We start from the raw sequence: 21111 nt of genomic DNA, 5'->3' as shown, positions 1-21111 counted from the left end.
GACTGCTGCTCCAAATCGCCGGGAAGGACGAACAGGGCCCGGGGAAATACTGCTTTCGAACAAGTTAATCCGGCTAAGCCGTTGTTCTTCCAGCTTCGACCTGTCCGATCTTTACCACACTTCAACGGAAAGCATTGATTAACCAAATACATTTCTTGACCGCGGGGAGGGTTAACAATAGCCTAAAACTAAATTTTTCTACAACTTTTCCTCTAATCGCATTTTGCGGAGTTGATAATGCAGGGTTCGTTTCAGGTCGCTCAGGCAACCGGCACCGGCGATTCCACCAATTCGGCTCCCGTACGAATTTACAAGCTGACCAAGCCGCTGACCGATCAGGCGGTGGTCGTCAATCTTGGATACGACCAGAAGGTGAAGGTCGATTTTTCGTCGATCGCCAATGAAAAGATCACGCTGGTTCACGTCGGCGAAAAGCTGATCATCCTGTTCGACAACCAGTCGACCGTCACGGTTGAGCCGTTCTTCGACTCCCGTGCGGATGGGCAGAAGAATGTCACGATCGAGATGGCGCCGGGGCGCGAGGTTTCGGTCCAGGAATTCGCCAATCTGTTTCCGATCAGCACGGACGCCTCGGTGTTGCCGGCCGCCGACAATGGCGGCAACTCGAACGGCAACGCGCAGGCGAGCGGCGCGAACTTCAGTCCGTTCGCGGTCGATCCGTTAGCTCCTGTGCCGACCAACGTGTTGGCGCCGCAGGAAGAGTTGCCGAACCTCGTGACTGCGCTGCCGCCGACCGGCTTCGTGCTGGGCATTGCTCCGCCTCCGATCATTTCCGGCAATCCCCTGTCGGCGCTGATTGTCGATGAGAGCTTCCTGACCGCGGCCACCAACCATGGCGTTGCCGGTTCGGGGCTCGGACCCGCAGGGGCAACGGTCGCGTCTGTGCAGGTGTCGTTCAACGTCACGGTACCGGGCGGCCAGCAGTCGCTGACCTATGCGCTGTCGGTCACGACACCGAACGAAGATTCCGGTCTGATCGATTCGGCGACCGGTCAGCACGTTCTGCTGACGGTCAACGCGGCCGGCGTCGTGGAAGGGCGCACGGCGATCAGTGGCGATCTGGTCCTCACGGTCTCGGTTGACGCTACCGGTCATGTGACGCTGACCGATCTGCGCGCGGTTCATGAGGCAACGCCGGGCAACTTCAATGAAGGGATCACGCTGGCGTCGGGTCTGATCACGCTGACCGCCACCGTGACTGACAACAACAATCAGTCGGCAAGTGCGAGCGTCGATGTCGGCTCGCATCTGACCATCCTTGACGATGGTCCGGTGGCGGGCACGGTGACCGGCGCGACCGACACGCTGGTGCTGGATGAGACGCGTCCTGTCGGCAGCGACACCGCGGGCGGCACGACACCGACCGGCCTCGCCAGTGTGACGGCGGACTTCTCCAACAATTTCACCGGCGGCAGCTACGGCGCCGACGGTGCCGGCAGCACTGCCTACACGCTGCATCTCACCGGCACGAACGTGGCCTCGGGCCTCTATGCACTTGATCCGACCGACACCAACCCGGCTCATTTCGGGCAGGGTGCGCAGATCGTGCTCAACCAGGTCGGTGACACCATCACCGGCTCGGCGAACGGCACGACCTACTTCACGATCACGATCAACGAGACGACCGGGATCGTCACCTTCACCCAGGTCAACAACATCTGGCATGCCGATCCGACCAACCCGGATGACGCGGCGACGTTGACCCTCTCCAGCGCCAGCCTGCTGCAGGTGGTGCAGACCATCACTGACGCGGATGGCGACAGCGTGACAACGCCGATCAACCTCGGTGGCGGCGTGTTCACAATTCAGGACAGCGGTCCGACGGCCGGCACGGTGATCGAGAAGGAAGGCCCGGCGGAAACGCTGGTGCTGGACGAGTCGCGCCCGGTTGGCAGCGACACGCCGGGCGGCTTTGCGCCGAGCGGGCTTGCCAGCGTGACGGCGGACTTCTCCCACGACTTTACCTCCGGCAGCTACGGCAGCGACGGCCCCGGCCATACGGCCTACACGCTGAAGCTCACGGGCTCGAACGTGGCCTCGGGTCTCTACGCGCTGGATCCGACCGACACGACCACTGCTGACGGCGACGGCATCGGACAGGGCGCGCAGATCATCCTCAATCAGTCCGGCAACACGATCACCGGCTCCGCCGGCGGGACGACGTATTTCACCATCACGATTGATCCGTCGACCGGTATCGTCACCTTCACGCAGTCGAACAACATCTGGCATTCTGACCCGAAGAATCCGGACGATCCGGCAACGCTGACGCTGTCGAGCCCGAGCCTGCTGCAGGTGGTGCAGACCATCACCGACGCGGACGGCGACAGCGTGTCGACGCCGCTCGATGTCGGCACCCGTGTGTTCACGATCCAGGACAGCGGCCCGACCGCCGGTACGGTGACCGGCCCGACCGACACCCTGGTGCTGGATGAGACCCGTCCGGTTGGCACGGACACTGCGGGCGGCACGGCGCCGACCGGCCTCGACACCGTCACGGCGGACTTCTCCAACAACTTCACGCCCGGCAGCTATGGCAGCGACGGCCCGGGCCACACGACCTACACGCTGAACCTCGTCGGCGCGAATGTGGCGTCCGGTCTCTACGCGCTTGATGCCGCCGACACGACCACCGCCGACGGCGACGGCATTGGGCAGGGTGCGCAGATTCTGCTGAACCAGGTCGGCAACACGATCACCGGCTCGGCTGGCGGCACCGATTACTTTACGATCACGATCGATCCCTCGACCGGGATCGTCACCTTCACCCAGCTCAACAATATCTGGCACTCCGATCCGACCAATCCGGACGATGCGGCGACGCTGACGTTGGCTGGCGCCAATCTGCTGCAGGTGGTGCAGACCATCGTCGATGCCGACGGTGACAGCGTGACGACGCCGCTCGATGTCGGCACCGGCGTGTTCACGATCCAGGACAGCGGCCCGAGCGCCGGCACGGTGATCGCCGCGGCGGATACGTTGGTGCTGGACGAGACCCGTCCTGTCGGTGCCGACACCGCGGGCGGCGCCGCGCCGACCGGCCTCGACACCGTCACGGCGGACTTCTCGAACAACTTCTCGGCCGGCAGCTACGGCAGTGACGGTGCTGGCAACACGACCTACACGCTGAAGCTCACCGGCGCCAACGTGGCGTCCGGCCTCTTTGCGCTCGATGCGACCGACACGACCACCGCCGACGGCGATGGCGTCGGGCAGGGCGCGCAGATCGTGCTCAACCAGGTCGGTGACACCATCACCGGCTCGGCGAACGGCACGACCTACTTCACGATCACGATCGACGAGACGACCGGCATCGTGACGTTCACCCAGCTCAACAACATCTGGCATTCCGATCCGACCAATCCGGATGACTCCGCGACGCTGACGCTGTCGGCTGCCAATCTGCTGCAGGTGGTGCAGACCATCACCGACGCGGACGGCGACCACGTGACGACGCCGCTCGACGTCGGCACCGGCGTGTTCACGATCCAGGACAGCGGCCCGACGGCGGGCACGGTGACCGGTCCGACCGACACCCTCGTGCTGGACGAGACCCGTCCCGTTGGCAGCGACACCGCGGGCGGCACGGCGCCGACCGGGCTCGACACCGTGACGGCGGACTTCTCCAACAACTTCACCGGCGGCAGCTACGGCAGCGACGGTGCTGGCAGCACGACCTACACGCTGAAGCTCACCGGTGCGAACGTCGCCTCCGGCCTCTATGCGCTCGATCCGACCGACAAGACCGCCGGCGACGGCGACGGCATCGGGCAGGGAACGCAGATCGTGCTCAACCAGGTCGGTGACACCATCACCGGCTCGGCGAACGGCACGACCTACTTCACGATTGCGATCGACGAGACGACCGGGATCGTGACGTTCACCCAGCTCAACAACATCTGGCACTCTGATCCGAACAACCCGGATGACTCCGCGACGCTGACGCTGTCTGGCGCGAATCTGCTGCAGGTGGTGCAGACCATCGTCGATGCCGACGGCGACAGCGTGTCGACGCCGCTCGATCTCGGCACCGGTGTGTTCACCATCCAGGACAGCGGCCCGACCGCGAGCACGCTGTCCGGCGCAACGGACACGCTGGTACTCGACGAGACGCGTCCTGTCGGCACGGACACCGCGGGCGGCACAGCGCCGACCGGGCTCGACACCGTGACGGCGGATTTCTCGAACGGCTTCGCCGGCGGCAGCTATGGCAGCGATGGCCCGGGCAATTCGGCCTACACGCTGAAGCTCACCGGCGCCAACGTCGCGTCCGGCCTCTACGCCCTTGATGCGACCGACACGACCACCGGCGACGGCGACGGCATCGGGCAGGGTGCGCAGATCGTGCTGAACCAGGTCGGCAACACGATCACCGGCTCGGCCGGCGGCACCGATTACTTCACGATCACGATCGATCCCGCGACCGGGATCGTGACCTTCACCCAGCTCAACAATATCTGGCACTCCGATCCGACCAACCCGGATGACGCCGCGACGCTGACGCTGACGCGCCCCGAACTGCTGCAGCTCGTGCAGACCATCACCGACGCCGACGGCGACAGCGTGACGACGTCGCTCAACCTCGGCACCGGTGTGTTCGCGATCCAGGACAGCGGCCCGACCGCCGGCACGGTGATCGCGGCGGCAGATACGTTGGTTCTGGACGAGACCCGTCCCGTCGGCGCCGACACGGCGGGCGGCACGGCGCCGACCGGCCTCGACACCGTGACGGCAGACTTCTCGAACAACTTCTCGGCCGGCAGCTACGGCAGCGACGGCCCGGGCAACACGACCTACACGCTGAAGCTCACCGGCGCCAACGTCGCGTCCGGGCTCTTTGCGCTCGATGCGACCGACACGACCACCGGCGACGGCGATGGCATCGGGCAGGGTGCACAGATCCTGCTGAACCAGGTCGGCAACACCATCACCGGCTCGGTTGGCGGGACCAATTACTTCACGATCACGATCGATCCCTCGACGGGGATCGTCAGCTTCACCCAGCTCAACAACATCTGGCATTCCGATCCGACCAATCCGGACGATCCTGCGACGCTGACGCTGTCGGCTGCCAACCTGCTACAGGTGGTGCAGACCATCACCGACGCGGACGGCGACAGCGTGACGACGCCGCTCGACCTCGGTACCGGCGTGTTCACGATCCAGGACAGCGGTCCGACGGCGGGCACAGTGACCGGCCCAACCGACACCTTGGTGCTGGACGAGACCCGTCCCACCGGAACGGATACTGCCGGCGGCACGGCGCCGACCGGGCTCGACACCGTGACGGCGGACTTCTCCAACAACTTCACCGCCGGCAACTATGGTTCCGATGGTGCTGGGTCGACGACCTACACGCTGAAGCTGACCGGTGCGAACGTCGCCTCCGGTCTGTACGCTCTCGATCCGACCGACAAGACCGCCGGCGACGGCGACGGCATCGGGCAGGGAACGCAGATCGTGCTCAACCAGGTCGGTGACACGATCACCGGTTCGGCGAACGGCACGACCTACTTCACGATCACGATCAACGAGACGACCGGGATCGTGACGTTCACCCAGCTCAACAACATCTGGCACTCTGATCCGAACGACCCGGATGACTCCGCGACGCTGACGCTGTCTGGCGCGAATCTGCTGCAGGTGGTGCAGACCATCGTCGATGCCGACGGCGACAGCGTGTCGACGCCTCTCGATCTCGGCACCGGTGTGTTCACCATCCAGGACAGCGGCCCGACGGCGGGCACGGTGACCGGCCCGACCGACACCTTGGTGCTGGACGAGACCCGTCCCACCGGAACGGATACTGCCGGCGGCACGGCGCCGACCGGGCTCGACACCGTGACGGCGGACTTCTCCAACAACTTCACCGCCGGCAACTATGGTTCCGATGGTGCTGGGTCGACGACCTACACGCTGAAGCTGACCGGTGCGAACGTCGCCTCCGGTCTGTACGCTCTCGATCCGACCGACAAGACCGCCGGCGACGGCGACGGCATCGGGCAGGGAACGCAGATCGTGCTCAACCAGGTCGGTGACACGATCACCGGTTCGGCGAACGGCACGACCTACTTCACGATCACGATCAACGAGACGACCGGGATCGTGACGTTCACCCAGCTCAACAACATCTGGCACTCCGATCCGACCAACCCGGACGATGCCGCGACGCTGACCCTGTCGGCCGCGAACCTGCTTCAGGTGGTGCAGACCATCACCGATGCGGATGGCGACAGCGTTGCGACGCCGCTCAACCTCGGCACCGGCGTGTTCACGATCCAGGACAGCGGCCCGACGGCAGGTACCGTGACCGGTCCGACCGACACCCTCGTGCTGGACGAGACCCGTCCCACAGGAACGGATACTGCCGGCGGCACGGCGCCGACCGGGCTCGACACCGTGACGGCGGACTTCTCCAACAACTTCACCGCCGGCAGCTACGGCAGCGATGGTGCTGGGTCGACGACGTACACGCTGAAGCTGACGGGCTCGAACGTCGCCTCCGGCCTCTATGCGCTCGATCCGACCGACAAGACCGCCGGCGACGGCGATGGCATCGGCCAAGGTACGCAGATCGTGCTCAACCAGGTCGGCGACACGATCACCGGTTCGGCGAACGGCACGACCTACTTCACGATCACGATCAATGAGACGACCGGGATCGTGACGTTCACCCAGCTCAACAACATCTGGCACTCCGATCCGACCAACCCGGACGATGCGGCGACGCTGACGCTGACGCGCCCTGAGTTGCTGCAGGTGGTGCAGACCATCACGGACGCCGATGGTGATAGCGTGACGACGCCGCTCAACCTCGGCACCGGCGTGTTCACGATCCAGGACAGCGGCCCGACGGCAGGTACCGTGACCGGTCCGACCGACACCCTCGTGCTGGACGAGACCCGTCCCGTTGGCAGCGACACCGCAGGCGGCACAGCGCCGACCGGCCTTGATTCCGTGACGGCGGACTTCTCCAACAACTTCACCGGTGGCAGCTACGGCAGCGACGGTGCTGGCAGCACGACGTACACGCTGAAGCTCACCGGTGCGAACGTGGCCTCCGGCCTCTATGCGCTCGATCCGACCGACAAGACCGCCGGCGACGGCGATGGTATCGGACAGGGTGCGCAGATCGTGCTCAACCAGGTCGGCAACACCATCACCGGCTCAGTCGGCGGCACTAACTACTTCACGATCACGATCGATCCTTCGACCGGCATCGTGACCTTCACCCAGCTTAACAATATCTGGCACTCCGATCCGACCAACCCGGATGACTCCGCGACGCTGACGCTGTCTGGCGCGAATCTGCTGCAGGTGGTGCAGACCATCACCGATGCGGACGGCGACAGCGTGTCGACGCCGCTGAACCTCGGCACCGGCGTGTTCACGATCCAGGACAGCGGCCCGACCGCCGGCACGGTGACCGGCCCGACCGATACCTTGGTGCTGGACGAGACGCGTCCTGTTGGCACCGACACCGCGGGCGGCACGGCGCCGAACGGGCTTGTTTCCGTGACGGCGAACTTCTCCGACAACTTCACCGGCGGTAGCTATGGCAGCGACGGTGCTGGTTCGACGACCTACACGCTGAAGCTGACGGGCTCGAACGTGGCCTCCGGCCTCTATGCGCTCGATGCGACCGACAAGACTGCCGGCGACGGCGATGGTATCGGACAGGGTGCGCAGATTCTGCTGAACCAGTCCGGCAACACGATCACCGGTTCGGTTGGCGCGACGACCTACTTCACGATCACCATTGATCCCGCGACCGGGATCGTGACCTTCACCCAGGTCAACAACATCTGGCACTCCGATCCGAACAATTCGGACGATGCGGCCACGCTGACGCTGGCTAGCGCCAATCTGTTGCAGGTGGTGCAGACCATCGTCGATGCCGACGGCGACAGCGTGTCGACGCCGCTCGACCTCGGCACCGGTGTGTTCACGATCCAGGACAGCGGTCCGACGGCGCCGACAGCGACGGTCAGCGCAGCTAACATCGGCGTGGACGAGACGCCCGGCGTGCAGACCATCGGTGGCGCGAGCGACGTGCTCGGCTCCACTGCGATCACGTTCAACGGTGCCGCCAGCACTGTCGCCGCGCTGTTCAGCACGGTCGCGAACAAGGGCGTCGACACCGATGTGTCGGCAGCGTCACTTGACAACGGTGCGCTCAGCTTTGCCTCGACGGGCGCGAGCAGCATCCTGGCGGTGGCCGGCGGCAGCTTCGGCTCTGACGGCGCGGGGTCTACGACCTATGCGTTGAGCGTCCTCAGCGCTGCGTCAGGTCTGACATTGACGGATGGCGCAGGGATCGAGCTGTCGCTGGATGCCAGCGGCCGGATCATCGGTACTGTGGGCAACGATGTCGCCAACCCGAGCCTGACGGGCCAAACGGCCTTCGCGATCGCCATCGATCCGATCACCGGTCAGCTCTATGTGGCGGACTATCTCTCGCTCCACCACAACAGCACCGCCAGTCCGAACGATCTGCTGACGATGACGGCCGGCAAGATCGGCGCGACGGTCACGTTGACGGACGCCGATGGCGATCATGTGACGGCCACCGCCGACATCAGCACTCATATCAGCTTCCTCGACGACGGCCCGAGTTTCGGCACGATCGAGCATGGAATCATTGCCGATTACGCGGGAGTGTCCGTGCTCGGTAACCTACCCGTGTTCTCCGGCGCCGATGGTTTTGGCGCATATGACTTCACCTTGACTGGAAACACGCCGCCGGCCGGTCTGACGTTCAATGGCCAGACCGTGCACTATTCCATCGACGCATTTGGACAGAATTTGACGGCCTATATCGGTGCGGCCCCGTCGGCAGCGAATAATATCTTCACGCTGAATCTGGATGACACAAGCGGTCACTACCTATTCACTTTGCTTCAGCCATTCACGGAGACGACGATCCAGAATGTCGGCAGTTCATCCTCCTTCGGCTCGGGACCATCGGAAGAGCAGATTCTTTCTTCGAACACCGATCAGCTGGCGGTTGTTTCGGGCTCGACCTCCGGCGGCAGCCAAGGCGGTGTGAACGGATCAACCAGCGGTTGGGGCGTCGACAACAATAACTTCGACCCCAATGAAAAGCTGCTGTTCGATTTCACGAGCGGCGCAATCGCCAGCCCGGTCGGCAACGCCGCGTTCCATCCGCCGGCAAACGAATCGGTCGCGAACTACACGTTCTCGCACTACGCCAGCGGCGACAAAATCCACTATGTCGTATCTTATTGGGACGGAGTGCACGCCGCCTCCATCACATCGGTATCCGGTGATTTCGATCCTTCCACCCACACCACGGTCGCCACCGAATGGTCGACGCCCACAGCGCCGGCCGGCATGCAGCTCTACACTGTCCAGTTCACGGACGTGACAGGCAGCGGCAAGGTCGACCTGGTTGGCGTCGGAGTTTCGTCGACCACGAACGTCTCCGAGGATCTGAGCTTCAACGTGTCGACGATTGACGGTGACGGCGACACGGCGTCGAGCACCATCAATATCAACATTAATGGCACCACGACCCTGTTGGGCACGGCCGGCAATGATGTCATTGTCGCCGGACCAACCAGCGAGACGCTCACTGGCAATGGTGGGGACGACAAGTTTGTTCTCAATCTCAGCGCCCACCAAATCATCAGTGATTTCAACAGCGGTGATACGCTCCTTCTCGACGTGGCCGGTCTGAGCCTGCCGACGGGCGCCTCAAACGCCCTTACGGCCGGTCAGTTCACGTCATCGGCAGTCACCGGCGGGACCGAGAACAGCGCCAGCGCCTGGAACGAAAGTGCCAGCACGAACAAGTTCTTCTTCAACAATACGACCCATGAGCTCTGGTACTCGGCAAATGGCACGGGCTCCGACAAGGTGGACCTCGCACATGTGAGCACCGGCTTGCCGGCGGCTACGAACGTTCATATTTTCTAGGCCAGGCTTGCAGCAAAATCGAAAATCCGCGGAGACCTCTCCGCGGATTTTTACTGATTGAATTGTCGCCTTGCTCGCGCGCAATCACATCAGCACGGGCAGGAAGCCCAAGAGCGGGCTTGCCGCGTCCAGCGCTTCCGCGCCGGTCCATTCGGTCTCCACCGCATTGGCGGCCGCCGGCGCCGCGTCGAGTTCATCGCCGAGCGGGAGCCGCTTGGCGTAAGGTGCCGCAAACAGCTGCACGCCGCGGTCGTTGATCGCGAACATCGGCGTGAAGTTGCCGAGCTCGCCGTCGTCGATCAGTTCGGAGCGGCGGCTGTCCAGGATCAGCCAATGGCCATCCAGGCGCGCCGCCAGCACGGCATGATCCTGGCGGATGGTGCGATCGCGACCCAGCACCAGGCGCAGATCCTCGCGCGGGAAGCCGGCTTCGCTGAGCGCGATGTATTTTGCGATCGCATAGTCCTCGCAGTCGCCCTTGCCGGTCGCGAAGGTGGCGAGCGGGGCGGTCCAGCGGTCGGCCTCGCCGTGCTGGGCGAAGTCGCTGACATAGCGGATCGCCTGGTTGACGGCGCGGTTGGCCTCATCCAGCCGGTCGCGTCCGGATCTGGACTTGACCGCGCCGATCAGGCGAAGGAATTGCGCGGCTTGCGATGGGCAGCCGGCAGCGCTGTCCCGGCATTGCTCGAGAACGCTCTGCTCCTTTGCGAGATCGGATTCGAGGCCGCGCCATTTGCGCCACAGGCCGTTTTCCGGTGCGCGGAAGGTGAACAGGCCAAACGGCTCGGCGCCGACAGGCGGAAGCGGCTTTGCCGCGGGCACCGCGTCGGTCGCGGTGTTTGGCGGCGTGAGCGAGGCGGTGCGAATGGCGTTCGGACCACGGCCGCGCTGCCGGTCGAGCTTGGCCAGGACGTCGGCGATGGTGAAGAAGGTGGCAGGCGGGCGGTTCGACGCGGCGTCCACGGCGCGCGCGCGTTCGCCGGCGGGTCTTCCAAGAGAGAGCTCGTCCGCGGCAAACGCGGCAGGCGTGGCGCAAAGACCGATTGTCAGTGCAGCCGCGGCCAAGACCGCCGACGAAGCAAACTTCAACGACTTCATATGACGTCCCCAATGTCGGGGACCGTCAACGTCTGTGCGTCGATCTGCGTCCCCGCTGTTATCGGGACGCAAACTGGCGCCTTGGCAGCTTAAGCGGAGTTAAGTGGAGGGGGCCGCCGCCTCGAATGTCAAAAACGCGGTCAATCCGGGGTTTGCCGGTTCGTTCGAAATTGAACGAACCGAGGTCACGATCGGTTAACCACGGACTCCCTGGTCGCGATCAGCGTTCGCGCAGGGCCTCGTCGCGCAGCAGGCGAGCGGGCTTCACGATGTAGTCCAGCACCGATTTCTCGCCGGTCAGGACCTCGACCGTGGTCACCATGCCCGGAATGATCGGCAGCGGATGCTGTTCGGTGCCGAGATGGTTCTTATCGGTGCGCACCATGACCCGGTAGAAGGTTTCCTGGCGTTCGGTCTTTTCCGCCTTGTCGTCGACGATGGTGTCGGCGCTGATGCGTTCGACCTTGCCCTTCAGCGATCCATAGACCGAAGAATCATAGGCGCTGATCTTCACCACCGCATCCTGGTCGGGACGGATAAACGCGATGTCCTGGGGACGAATCCGGCCTTCCACCAGCAGCGTGTCGTCCAGCGGCACGATGTCCATCAGGTTGGCGCCCGGCTGCACGACGGCACCGATGGTGCTGATGTTCAGTTTGTTGACGATGCCATGGACCGGCGCCTTCAGATCCGTGCGGCGCACCCGGTCCTGGGCGGACTTGATGTTCTCGTCGAGCACGGCGAGGTCGGCACGCGATTTGGCGAGATCCTCGTCGGCCTGCGAACGGAACGACGCGGTGATGTTCGCGATCTTCGACTGCGCTTCGGCCAGCTGTCCCTTCATCTCGGTTGCCTGCCGATCAAGTCGCAGCATCTCGATCTCGGGCACGACCTTCTGCTCATACAGCCTGCGCGTCAGGGTCTGCTCGCGCTCCAGGAGCTTGAGGGAGCCGGTGAGGCGGGTGACCTGCTGGTTGAGAACGTCGATGTCCTGCGCGACCTTCTGACCCCGCATCTTGAACACGCTGGTCTCCGTCGCGACGGCGGCGGGAACCATCTTGTCGAGATCATCCGGGAAGGTGATCTCGGCTCGGCCGCGCGCCTCGGCGTCGAGACGCGCCACCCGCGCCGCCATCGCCGCGCGGCGCTCGCGGATCTCGCCGAACTCGGAAGCGAATTTCGTATCGTCGATGCGCATCAGGGACTGGCCCTGCTGAACGATGTCGCCTTCCCGGATCAGGATGTCGCCGACGATCCCGCCTTCGAGCGATTGAACCACCTGCATCTGTCGCGACGGCACGACGCGGCCGCTGCCGCGCTTGACCTCGTCCAGCACGGCAAAATGAGCCCAGATCAAGAACGTCGCAAGCAGCGCGCACGAGGTCCACAGCAGCATGCGGGAGGTGCGCGGCGTGCGCAGCAGCGCCGCGGACCGGATATCATTTGCAAAGGTGAAATCGGAAGACGCCATAATGTATTTGCTCGTTATGCGGATTTCGGCTGAATCGTATTCTCCGGCGACGGGGCCGCGGACGCCGGCCGGCCCTGGAGCAGGGCGAGCACCTTGTCGCGCGGGCCGTCGGCAACCAGGCGGCCATTGTCGAACAGCAGCAAGCGATCGACCATATTCAGCAATGACAGGCGATGCGTCGAAATGATGATGGTCATGCGATCATCATTGAGCCCCTTGAGCCGCTCAAGGAATTCCTGTTCGCTGCGAATATCGAAGTGCGCCGTCGGCTCGTCGAGAAACAGCACGCGAGGCTTGCGGATCAAAACGCGCGCGAGCCCGATGGCCTGCTTCTGGCCGCCCGACAGGCTGCGGCCGCCTTCCGAGATGGGCATGTCATAGCCCATCGGGTGGCCGGCGATGAAGCTCTCGACGCCGGAGAGCCGCGCGGCAAGCAGGACTTCCTCGTCGGTCGCTTCCGGTTTGCCAAGGGCGATGTTGTCGCGCAGCTTGCCGAAGAACAGGTCGGTATCCTGCATCGCGAAGCCGATGCCGGCGCGCAGGTCCGAGGGATCATATTGGCGCGAGTCGACGCCATCGACCAGGATGCGGCCTTCCTTCGGCTCGTAAAATCCGAGCAGCAACCTGCCGACCGTGGTCTTGCCAGATCCCACCCTGCCGATGATGCCGACCTTCTCTCCGCCCTCGATCTTGAAGCTGACCTTTTCGAGCGCGTTACCCGGCGCGTTGGGGTAGGCGAACGACACGTTCTCGAAGGCGACCTTGCCGTCTTCGATTCGTCTTGCGACATAGGACCGGGTCGGCGACCGTTCCCGCTCGATCGACATGATGCGGTCGATCGCCTTGAGGGCCGTGATCGTCTGCGTACCCTTGGTGATCACCGAGGCGATCCCGGCGATCGGCGCCAGAACGCGGCCGGCGAGCATGTTTGCGGCGACCAGCGCGCCGACGCTCAGCTTGCCGTCGAGGATCAGGAAAATGCCGACGATGACGAGGAGCAGGCTCGTGATCTGCTGGGCCGTGCTCGCGCTCGTCAGCGACATCGACGACCAGAAGTGAACGTCCTCGCCGGATCGGGCGGTCGCGGCAACCGAGCGTTCCCACAACGTCTGCATGCGGGCCTCGGCGCCGGTCGCACGGACGGTTTCGAGGCCGGACAGGGACTCGACCAGCACGCCGTGCCGGGCGGCGGATTCTGCCTGCAGCCGCTTGATGGCGCGATCGAGCGGGCGCTGCAGCAGGAAGCCGATCAGCATGACCAGCGGCAGCATGATCAGCGGAATCCAGGCCAGCGGTCCGGCGATGAGGAACAGCACGCCAACGAAGAGGATGGCGAACAGCAGGTCGGTCGCCGAAACCACGCTTCCGGAGGTGAAGAACTCGCGCACCGAGTCGAAGTCGCGGAGCTGATTGGCCAGGATGCCGACCGAAGTCGGCCGCTGCGCCATCTTCACCGACATCACGTGCTCGAAAATGTTCGCTGCCAGCACGACGTCGATGGTCTTGCCGGTCACGTCGATCATGCGGCTGCGGACCATGCGGAAGATGAAATCGAAGACGATGCCGAGCCCCATGCCGATCGAGAGCGCGATCAGGGAAGGGATCGCCCCGTTGGGGATGACGCGGTCATAGACGCTCATCGTGAACAGCGGTGTCGCCAGCGCGAGGATGTTGGTCAGAAAGGCCGCGACCGCGATGTGCCCGTAGCTGCGCCAATGCGTCTTCACCACCGACCAGAACCAGTGGCTCTTGGGGATGTCGCCTGCGGCGACGGCGCGCGCATCGGCCTGCGGCGCGCTTCTCACCAGGAACGCATAGCCGGTATAGTCCGTGGCGAGCGAGGCGATGTCGGCGACGCGCGGGCTGGTCGGCGTCGCCGGATCAACGACCTTGATCGACTTGTTCGCCGGGTCCACACCCAGAAGGATCAGCGCGGAGCCGTTCTTCATGACGAGGACGGCCGGCAGGACCAGCGCGGGAATGTCTGAAATGTCGCGCTTGACGGCCTCGGTCTCCAGACCGGCGCGCCTTGCCGCGCGGTCGTAGAGCGAGACGGACAAGCGTCCGTCCGTGATCGGAAGTCCGCCGAGCAGAGCTTCGCGGCTCACCGCGCGGCCGTGATGGGCGGCGAGATAAGTCAACGATGCAGTGAGGGGATCGTCGCCCAGCGCGCGTGGCCCATTTATCGCGACAGGCTTTGAGGTTGAGTCATCCGGCGAGGGGCGGACGGCGTCGGCCGCCGCGCTGGGGGTTCGAAACAACAACTGAAACCTCGACAAGCAAAATGGAAATGCAGCAATCGCACTAGATTTCGGGCAGACTACAACAAACAGCGAACAAATTCAGCGAAACTTATCTTAACGATTAATAAGGAATCGAAAGGGCCCCGACTTGGGGCCCTTCCGGCAGTCCTGTCCTGAGCTTGTTGGCGGTCGCTATCGAGCGGAACTCGGGAAGGCCGACAGCAGCCAGTGGGGCTTGGTCGACGCATAGGAGCTCGCGTTCGCCGTGACCGACGGATCCGCGTAAATGACGTTCGGGCCGTCCGCAGCGGTCTTTTGCTGCTGCATCCATTCCGCTGAGCCGGGCACCGCTGCAGTCGTCGTCGCGCCGGTGAAGCGGTCCGCAAAGCCAACGTCCTTCGTCTGGGCTGCCGCATAGGTCTTGGCAGGACGGACGACAGGCGCCGGAACGGCGACGCGCAGCGGCTCGGACCCGGTTTGCGGGAGGTTCACGCGAAGCGTCGGGAACGAGTAGCGGGGCAGGCCAATCGAAAGCATGTCCGTCGGCGCGGCATCGACCGGCGGCGGAGCCTTCAGATACTCAATCAGCGTCCCCATCGCGGCCAGCAGCTGATAGTCCGCGAACACGACCACGCCGCGGGCGGAGGTGAGCGAGACGGACGTGTTGAAGAACTGGTTTTGCGCGTTCAGGAGATCGATCAGGGAGCGCTGGCCGAGCTCGTATTCCTTCTGGTAGGCCGTGATGGTCTTCCTGGCTGCTTCCAGCTCACGGGTCAGGGCGCCGATGCGCGTCGCCGTAATCGTACGGGCATTCCACGCCTTGTCGATCGACTCATACGCGTCGCGCTGCAGGCGGGCGTGGCGCATGGTCGCTTCGGTATAGCGCTCGGCCTTCTCCGACCGATTCCACGCATCCTGGCCGCCGCGGAAGATGTCCCACGACATCACAACCTTGCCGCTGTAGTCCTCATGCGTGATGGAGGGAGTTCCCGGGGCCGCCACGTAAGGGTAGGAGTTGTCGTAATGGGTTGCCCGTCCCTCGAGATAGAATTTCGGACCGAACGTGCCGTCGGTGGCCTTGAACGCATGCTTGGCGGCGTCGGCGTCGGACTGTGCCGCCGCGATTGTCGAATTGAACCGGAGGGTGGTCGCCAGCGCTTCGTCGCGGCTGTGCGGCAAGCCCGCCAAAGGAGCAGGGAAGCGAACATTGATCGGCTCAAGGCCAACCGTCTTGCGGTACTTCGCCCTGGCGTCATCCAGGCTGCGCTGGAATTCGGCGAGTGCCGCGCGGGCGGCCTCGACGCGCTCGCGGGCTTGCTCCAGATCGCCTTCGCCGGCCCGGCCGCCCGAGAAGCGGGAGTTCACGTTTGAAAAGATCTTTTCGTGATTGGCGACGTTTTGCTGGGCAAGGCTGACCAGCCGCATGTAGCGCACGACGTCGATGTAGCCTTCGGCGGCGTCGAGGGCCAAGAGCTCGGTTCTCTCCTTGACGCGGGAGGCAGCGGCATTGACGCGCGCGGTCTGGCGCCAGACGTCATAGATCGACGAAAAACCGTCCCACAGCAGCTGGCGCACCACCACCGATTCCTGGCTGCCATTGCGCCATGGGCCTGACCCCACGGTCGGCGCTGCCTGAATGTTCGGGCTGATGAAGCCCGGCGATTGATCGAATTTTTCCGGGCCGTAGCTGGCGTCAATGCGCACCTGCGGCAGCAGCGTGCTTTGGGTTTGCCGCAGCTCGCTTTCCGTCGCCCGCCGGTTCGCGGAAGCCTCGCCAACACCCGGATTGGTCAGCATGGCCTGGCGCAGAGCATCATTAATTGAAAAAACCTCGGCACATGCTGGCGTCGCCGCCAAGCATAGGCACGCAATGACCGTGTATGCCGACTTCATAATCTCAGCCCCTACTCACAAAAATATTCTGTAGAATCCTCCAAAGGGTAACAAAGGACAGTTCCGCGACCTATGACATTTGAGCCACACAGTGGCTCTAAGTGGGGGCATGTCATGGCGGACGGGTGAGCAGAATCTCAAGATTTTGATTAAATTTCAATACTTTAGTTGTATTTGCTTGGGCTCGGGATGGTTGCCAAGGAGCAACACCGAAACCCGGAACAGCAGGTCAGTTAAGTTTGTCCTAATGGCCGGCCAGCGAGGCTACTGTTCGTGGCAGGTCGCGAGGTAGGTCGCGACGAGGGGCGGGGCCTTTGGGTCTGACGAGGGGCCGTCCAGCCGGCTGGTCAGTTTGTAAAGCGACCTGCTGGCAAAATAGAACCGGAAGATCTCTGCAGTGGACTCGTCCACGCGGGTCGCAACGATCGACGCAGCGGTGCGTTGGGCGGCGGCGAAAACATAGGTCATGACCTTGGTTCCCCTGCCTTCAATCGCGACCGACGTTCCCCACGTGACCGTGAAGGTCTGGCCATCGATCACAACAGCGGGCCGGACCGCGTCCAGATCGTCATCGATCCATCGAACGTCACTGCCTTTGCCTGAGGTGCCAGGCTCGATCCGCTTGCCGCGCGGCGTGTCGCAGGTGAACTTTGAAGGTTCAGCTACCGCTGCGCTCGTCGCCGCCAAGAACAACAACAGGCAGCCGACCGACCTCCACATTGATTCTCCCCTCTGCAGTTGCGTTGGTTGGAATCATACTGATGTCTCCGAGCGGCCTGCGCAACTCGGTGATGTACGGATGTGGCTGACACGGCCGCGCTCCGGTATCCGGCCGATCTCAGCGGCAACGTCGGCGTCGTCCGTGGCTTCACTCCGGGGCGATCGGATGCGGCGGACGTTCGATCGATGCCCTGAGGCTTTCGAGTTCGAGGAAGACGTCAGCTTGCCTGCGAAGCTCATCGGCGATCATGGGAGGCTTGGTTCGGATGCTGGAAACGACCGTCACCCGGACACCAGCCCGCCTGACGGCTTCGACAACGGCGCGCAAATCACCGTCGCCAGAGAACAGGTACGCGTGGTCGATGCGGTGCGCGATTTCCAATGCGTCGACCGCGAGCTCGATGCCGATGCTGCGCTTCATTCGCCGCCTCCCTTCGCCGTCATCGTGGGTTTTGGCTAACTTTCTCCTGACCGCATATCCGTTGTAATCGAGCCAATCCACCAGCGGCCGAAGGCTGCTGAACTCGTCGTCGTCTCTCACGACCGTGTAGAAGTAGGCGCGGACGATCTGTCCATACTTGCCGAACTCCGAGAGCAGTCGCCTGAAATCGATTTCAAAACCGAGGTTCTTGACCGTGGTGTGAAGATTCGCGCCGTCGATGAAAAGTGCAATGCGATCGGTCATCTCAAGTCCCCATGACGCCCGGATCAGTCGCTGTACGCTTTGGTTTTGAATAATTCTCGAGCGCATCGTGGGTGAGCGCCAATACTGAAATGACTGATCCTAGAGCAAGGACTCGGCCTGGAAAAAGTGAAAATTTTCGCCAACCCGGATGCCATACGAATCATGCGCCTGTTGATAACATAACGGTCGAAAGCGCGCGGCTGGCCGCCCACGCAAACAAAACGATTGTCGTTGAACAACGATGCGGCCGTTCGCGCCGACGAAGCACGGAGGCGCATTCGCCGGCGCAGAAAAGTCGGCCGCCATGGCGATTCGATGGCACGCCGGTTCGAGCGCGTGCGCTGCGCCGATTCTGATCTCTGCAGCGTCAGAAACGAATGCACGCCCGCCGTGGATGCCGAGCAAAGGTGCAGCGCGGCCGTGCCGCCGCGCCGCTACTCACAAGGCGATTGTTGCGTCACCGACAAAACTACATCTAAAGTCAATCTAGTGTAGCGGCATCATTTCGTGCCGGCGCGATATTTCGAGATACCACTTTTTTGCAGATGCAGATTTTGGTCGATACCAATTTCGCCGCAGGAAGGACGGCCTTGCGTCCCCACATTACGCAGATGGTTATTCTAGCGGGCGGGTGTGGATGCGCGGCGGCGTGTCTGTCGCGCCGCCTCAACCAGCCTCGCGCACGCATCGCTAACGAGCCGTCGCGATCGACCCATTGCTCGATGTTCCGATCAGCAGGAGGCAGGGTGGGGCGCTCGCGATGGGGCTTGCCGTGATCGATGTGGCAATCGGGCGTCCGATCGAGGCGGGCGGCAGGGAGTGTTGGGCAAGGCGCGCGAGATGCCTGGTCGTTCTCTCGTTCTGCATCATGCTATCCTGTTGCGGGGCCGCTCGCCAGGCCATCGAGAAGGAGGCGGGACCGGCACCGGATCCAATAACGGAGACGGCAACAGCGGCCACAGAGCCGACACCAGCGGCGACAACGAGACCGACGCCGGAGGCGACAGGGACGCCGGCACCGGCGGCGGAACCGGTCAACCTGAACGGCGCACTCGCGGAATGCCGGAGCGCGTTTCCGGATCAGATCGCGCAAGCCGTGGCGCGGGCGTCCTGCGTGATCAAGGCGACCGATCTCGTCCGGCCGCTGATGCCGTTTCCCGAACTGCTCGACCGCGAGAATGCGCTGCGCAAGGCGCTGGCCGAGCAGGTTCAGACAAGAACGATGTCGCTGCTCGAGCGCAACATCCAGATCCAGAAGCTTCATTCGCAGCTCCTCGATGAAGAGCGCAGTAGGCTATCAGCCGCGACAGCGGACGGGAGCAAGCCGCAGCTCGCCGTCACGCAGTGGCGGCAATCCAATGGTGAGAGTTGCGGCCGGCTCGGCGGGGACTCTGGGGCGTGTTATTGAGTGAAGGCCGTATGTCCGCCTCTTCCGGTAGGTGGCTCGCCCCACACTGCGCGTCCGAGGGGCACTTGGGCGGTCCGAGCCGATCCTCATCACAGGAGGACGAGCCGTGACAGATTGTTGGGAAGCTTTGTCGGAATCTACGTTACGAAGCTTGGAAATGCTATTGCGATCGCCGAAACAGGCCGGGAACGAGAGGTTCGTTTTTCCAAGAGGTCGACGTGTTGGCGACGGGCATGTATGTGCCGAATCGTTGAACGAATCGCCAGCCAGTTTGTAGATGCATTTCTGTTATGAGACCGGTCCGGTTGGCTACGGCTTTCTCGCGAGATCCTGTCGCTCGGCCATGAACGCGCGACCCTAGGTGCGCCATCGCTGATCCCGGGGAGGGCGAGCTGGTGAAGGTCAACCGCTGAGGCGCGCCATCAACTCGATGATGTACGACCCGTCGTCTGGCGGATCGAGAGCGAGCTTGGCGCGCCTCCGGCCGTCACCTGGGCGCAAAACCAAGTGCTCGGCAACACCAAGGCGCACCTCGGTCTTACGTCGCTGGCAAATGGAAGGGCCAGCGCAGGATCTGGCCTGGCGCGCAGTAGTCGACCAGTGGGGCGTCATCTCGTAGATCCGCGATCAGACTTAATTAGCGTACCGCGTACCTCCGAGGGCTGCGTCGGCATGCCCGGCGCCCCAGGTTTTCTCGTCAAAGCCTGCGGATTGCATCGCGTGCCGGTCTCTCAAGGACACCTTCAGATTCGCCCCATGATCCACGGTTCGTCCCAAGCGATAAGCACTGCAACGGTCAATGCGGCGATGACATAGAGGAGGAATTCGGTTCTCGTGACGTTGAACATCATTTGAATCTTCGTTTTGCCTCTGTTTGTCTCAGGTGGCGTGTGTGGTTCTAAATCCACGGGTGCATCGTGGGTGAGCGCCCTACCTGAAATGGCTAATCCTAGAGCAATGGCTTGGCCGGGAAGAAGCGGAAATTTTCGCCAAACGCCAACACGGTTCTCATCGAGCGCTGCGGGCCGTTCGCCAGGCCATCGAAAAGGAGGCGGGACCGGTAGCGGAGCCAACAACGGAGACGGCAACAGCGCCCAGAGAGCCGGCGCCAGCGGCGGCAACGATACCGGAGGCGACACCGGTATCGATGGCGGCAACGGTCAACCTGAGCGGAGCGCTGGCGGAATGCCGAGTTTCCGGATCAGATCGCGCAACCCGTGGCGCGAGCGTCCTGCGTGATCAGGTGACCGAGCTCGTCCGGCCGCTGCTGCCGTTTCCCGAGCTGCTCGATCGGGAGAACGCCCTGCGCAAGGCGCCGGCCGAGCGGGTTCAGACAAGAACGATGTCCCTGCTCGAGCGCAACATCCGGATCCAGAAGCTTCATTCGCAGCTTCTCGAAGAGGAACGCAGCAGGCTATCGGCCGCGCCCGCGGACGCCAGCAAGCCGCCGCTGGCGCTCACACAGTGCCGGCAGTCCAATGGGGAGAGTTGCGGCCGGCTCGGAGGGGATTCCGGGACTTGTTATTGAAGCGTCCGCTGCAGGCTGTTCTTGACGTTGCCCAGCATGCACTGCATTTGGAGACAGGCTCGCTATAAGCTCGAACTGTTCAGTGACGAAACAAGGCATGGTCGG

At 63.4% G+C, this 21111-nt stretch carries 9 protein-coding genes; 3 read left to right on the top strand and 6 right to left on the bottom strand.

The features are described 5' to 3' along the window. Positions 1-237: 237 nt before the first annotated feature. The gene (locus tag JEY66_RS28735) at positions 238-9960 is read left to right on the top strand and encodes a DUF5801 repeats-in-toxin domain-containing protein (protein ID WP_248887567.1); all 9723 of its coding nucleotides are present in this window, start codon (positions 238-240) and stop codon (positions 9958-9960) included. 84 nt (positions 9961-10044) lie between these two features. Here the strand turns inward: JEY66_RS28735 and JEY66_RS28730 are convergent, their stop codons facing one another. From JEY66_RS28730 to JEY66_RS28705, 6 genes are all read right to left on the bottom strand, one after another. Next, on the bottom strand, positions 10045-11058 hold the full coding sequence (locus JEY66_RS28730; protein WP_018270879.1) for a transglutaminase-like cysteine peptidase: 1014 nt from the start codon (positions 11056-11058) through the stop codon (positions 10045-10047). A 220-nt stretch (positions 11059-11278) separates the two neighbouring features. Then, positions 11279-12529: an HlyD family type I secretion periplasmic adaptor subunit gene (locus JEY66_RS28725; RefSeq protein WP_018270880.1), complete on the bottom strand. Its 1251-nt coding sequence runs from the start codon at positions 12527-12529 to the stop codon at positions 11279-11281. Positions 12530-12543: 14 nt separating this feature from the next. Continuing rightward, positions 12544-14715 carry a type I secretion system permease/ATPase gene (locus JEY66_RS28720; protein ID WP_051110152.1) on the bottom strand — a complete coding sequence of 724 codons (2172 nt, stop codon included), beginning with the start codon at positions 14713-14715 and terminating at the stop codon, positions 12544-12546. Positions 14716-14964: 249 nt separating this feature from the next. Next, the gene (locus JEY66_RS28715) at positions 14965-16665 is read right to left on the bottom strand and encodes a TolC family outer membrane protein (RefSeq protein WP_041482632.1); all 1701 of its coding nucleotides are present in this window, start codon (positions 16663-16665) and stop codon (positions 14965-14967) included. A 264-nt stretch (positions 16666-16929) separates the two neighbouring features. Beyond that, a complete protein-coding gene (locus JEY66_RS28710) occupies positions 16930-17385 on the bottom strand; it encodes a hypothetical protein (RefSeq protein WP_018270883.1) in 456 nt (151 codons plus the stop codon). A gap of 148 nt (positions 17386-17533) precedes the next feature. Next, the gene (locus JEY66_RS28705; protein WP_018270884.1) at positions 17534-18070 is read right to left on the bottom strand and encodes a LabA-like NYN domain-containing protein; all 537 of its coding nucleotides are present in this window, start codon (positions 18068-18070) and stop codon (positions 17534-17536) included. Between the two features lie 1114 nt (positions 18071-19184). On the opposite strand from JEY66_RS28705, the gene JEY66_RS28700 reads away from it, so the two are divergent. Next, the gene (locus JEY66_RS28700; RefSeq protein ID WP_129964940.1) at positions 19185-19478 is read left to right on the top strand and encodes a hypothetical protein; all 294 of its coding nucleotides are present in this window, start codon (positions 19185-19187) and stop codon (positions 19476-19478) included. A 1147-nt stretch (positions 19479-20625) separates the two neighbouring features. Further along, a complete protein-coding gene (locus tag JEY66_RS28695) occupies positions 20626-21006 on the top strand; it encodes a hypothetical protein (protein WP_129964941.1) in 381 nt (126 codons plus the stop codon). The last annotated feature ends 105 nt before the right edge of the window (positions 21007-21111 follow it).

It is taken from the genome of Bradyrhizobium elkanii USDA 76, from assembly GCF_023278185.1.
Lineage (GTDB): Bacteria > Pseudomonadota > Alphaproteobacteria > Rhizobiales > Xanthobacteraceae > Bradyrhizobium > Bradyrhizobium elkanii.
The sequence above is the reverse complement of the archived record's forward strand: the minus strand, read 5'-3'. Positions and strand labels throughout refer to the sequence as shown.

What these genes read in the sequence shown, in the direction of transcription:
- JEY66_RS28695 (WP_129964941.1), top strand. Translation starts at nt 20,626, where the DNA reads ATGGCGGCAACGGTCAACCTGAGCGGAGCGCTGGCGGAATGCCGAGTT.
- JEY66_RS28710 (WP_018270883.1), bottom strand. Translation starts at nt 17,385, where the DNA reads ATGTGGAGGTCGGTCGGCTGCCTGTTGTTGTTCTTGGCGGCGACGAGC.
- JEY66_RS28705 (WP_018270884.1), bottom strand. Translation starts at nt 18,070, where the DNA reads ATGACCGATCGCATTGCACTTTTCATCGACGGCGCGAATCTTCACACC.
- JEY66_RS28735 (WP_248887567.1), top strand. Translation starts at nt 238, where the DNA reads ATGCAGGGTTCGTTTCAGGTCGCTCAGGCAACCGGCACCGGCGATTCC.
- JEY66_RS28725 (WP_018270880.1), bottom strand. Translation starts at nt 12,529, where the DNA reads ATGGCGTCTTCCGATTTCACCTTTGCAAATGATATCCGGTCCGCGGCG.
- JEY66_RS28730 (WP_018270879.1), bottom strand. Translation starts at nt 11,058, where the DNA reads ATGAAGTCGTTGAAGTTTGCTTCGTCGGCGGTCTTGGCCGCGGCTGCA.
- JEY66_RS28715 (WP_041482632.1), bottom strand. Translation starts at nt 16,665, where the DNA reads ATGAAGTCGGCATACACGGTCATTGCGTGCCTATGCTTGGCGGCGACG.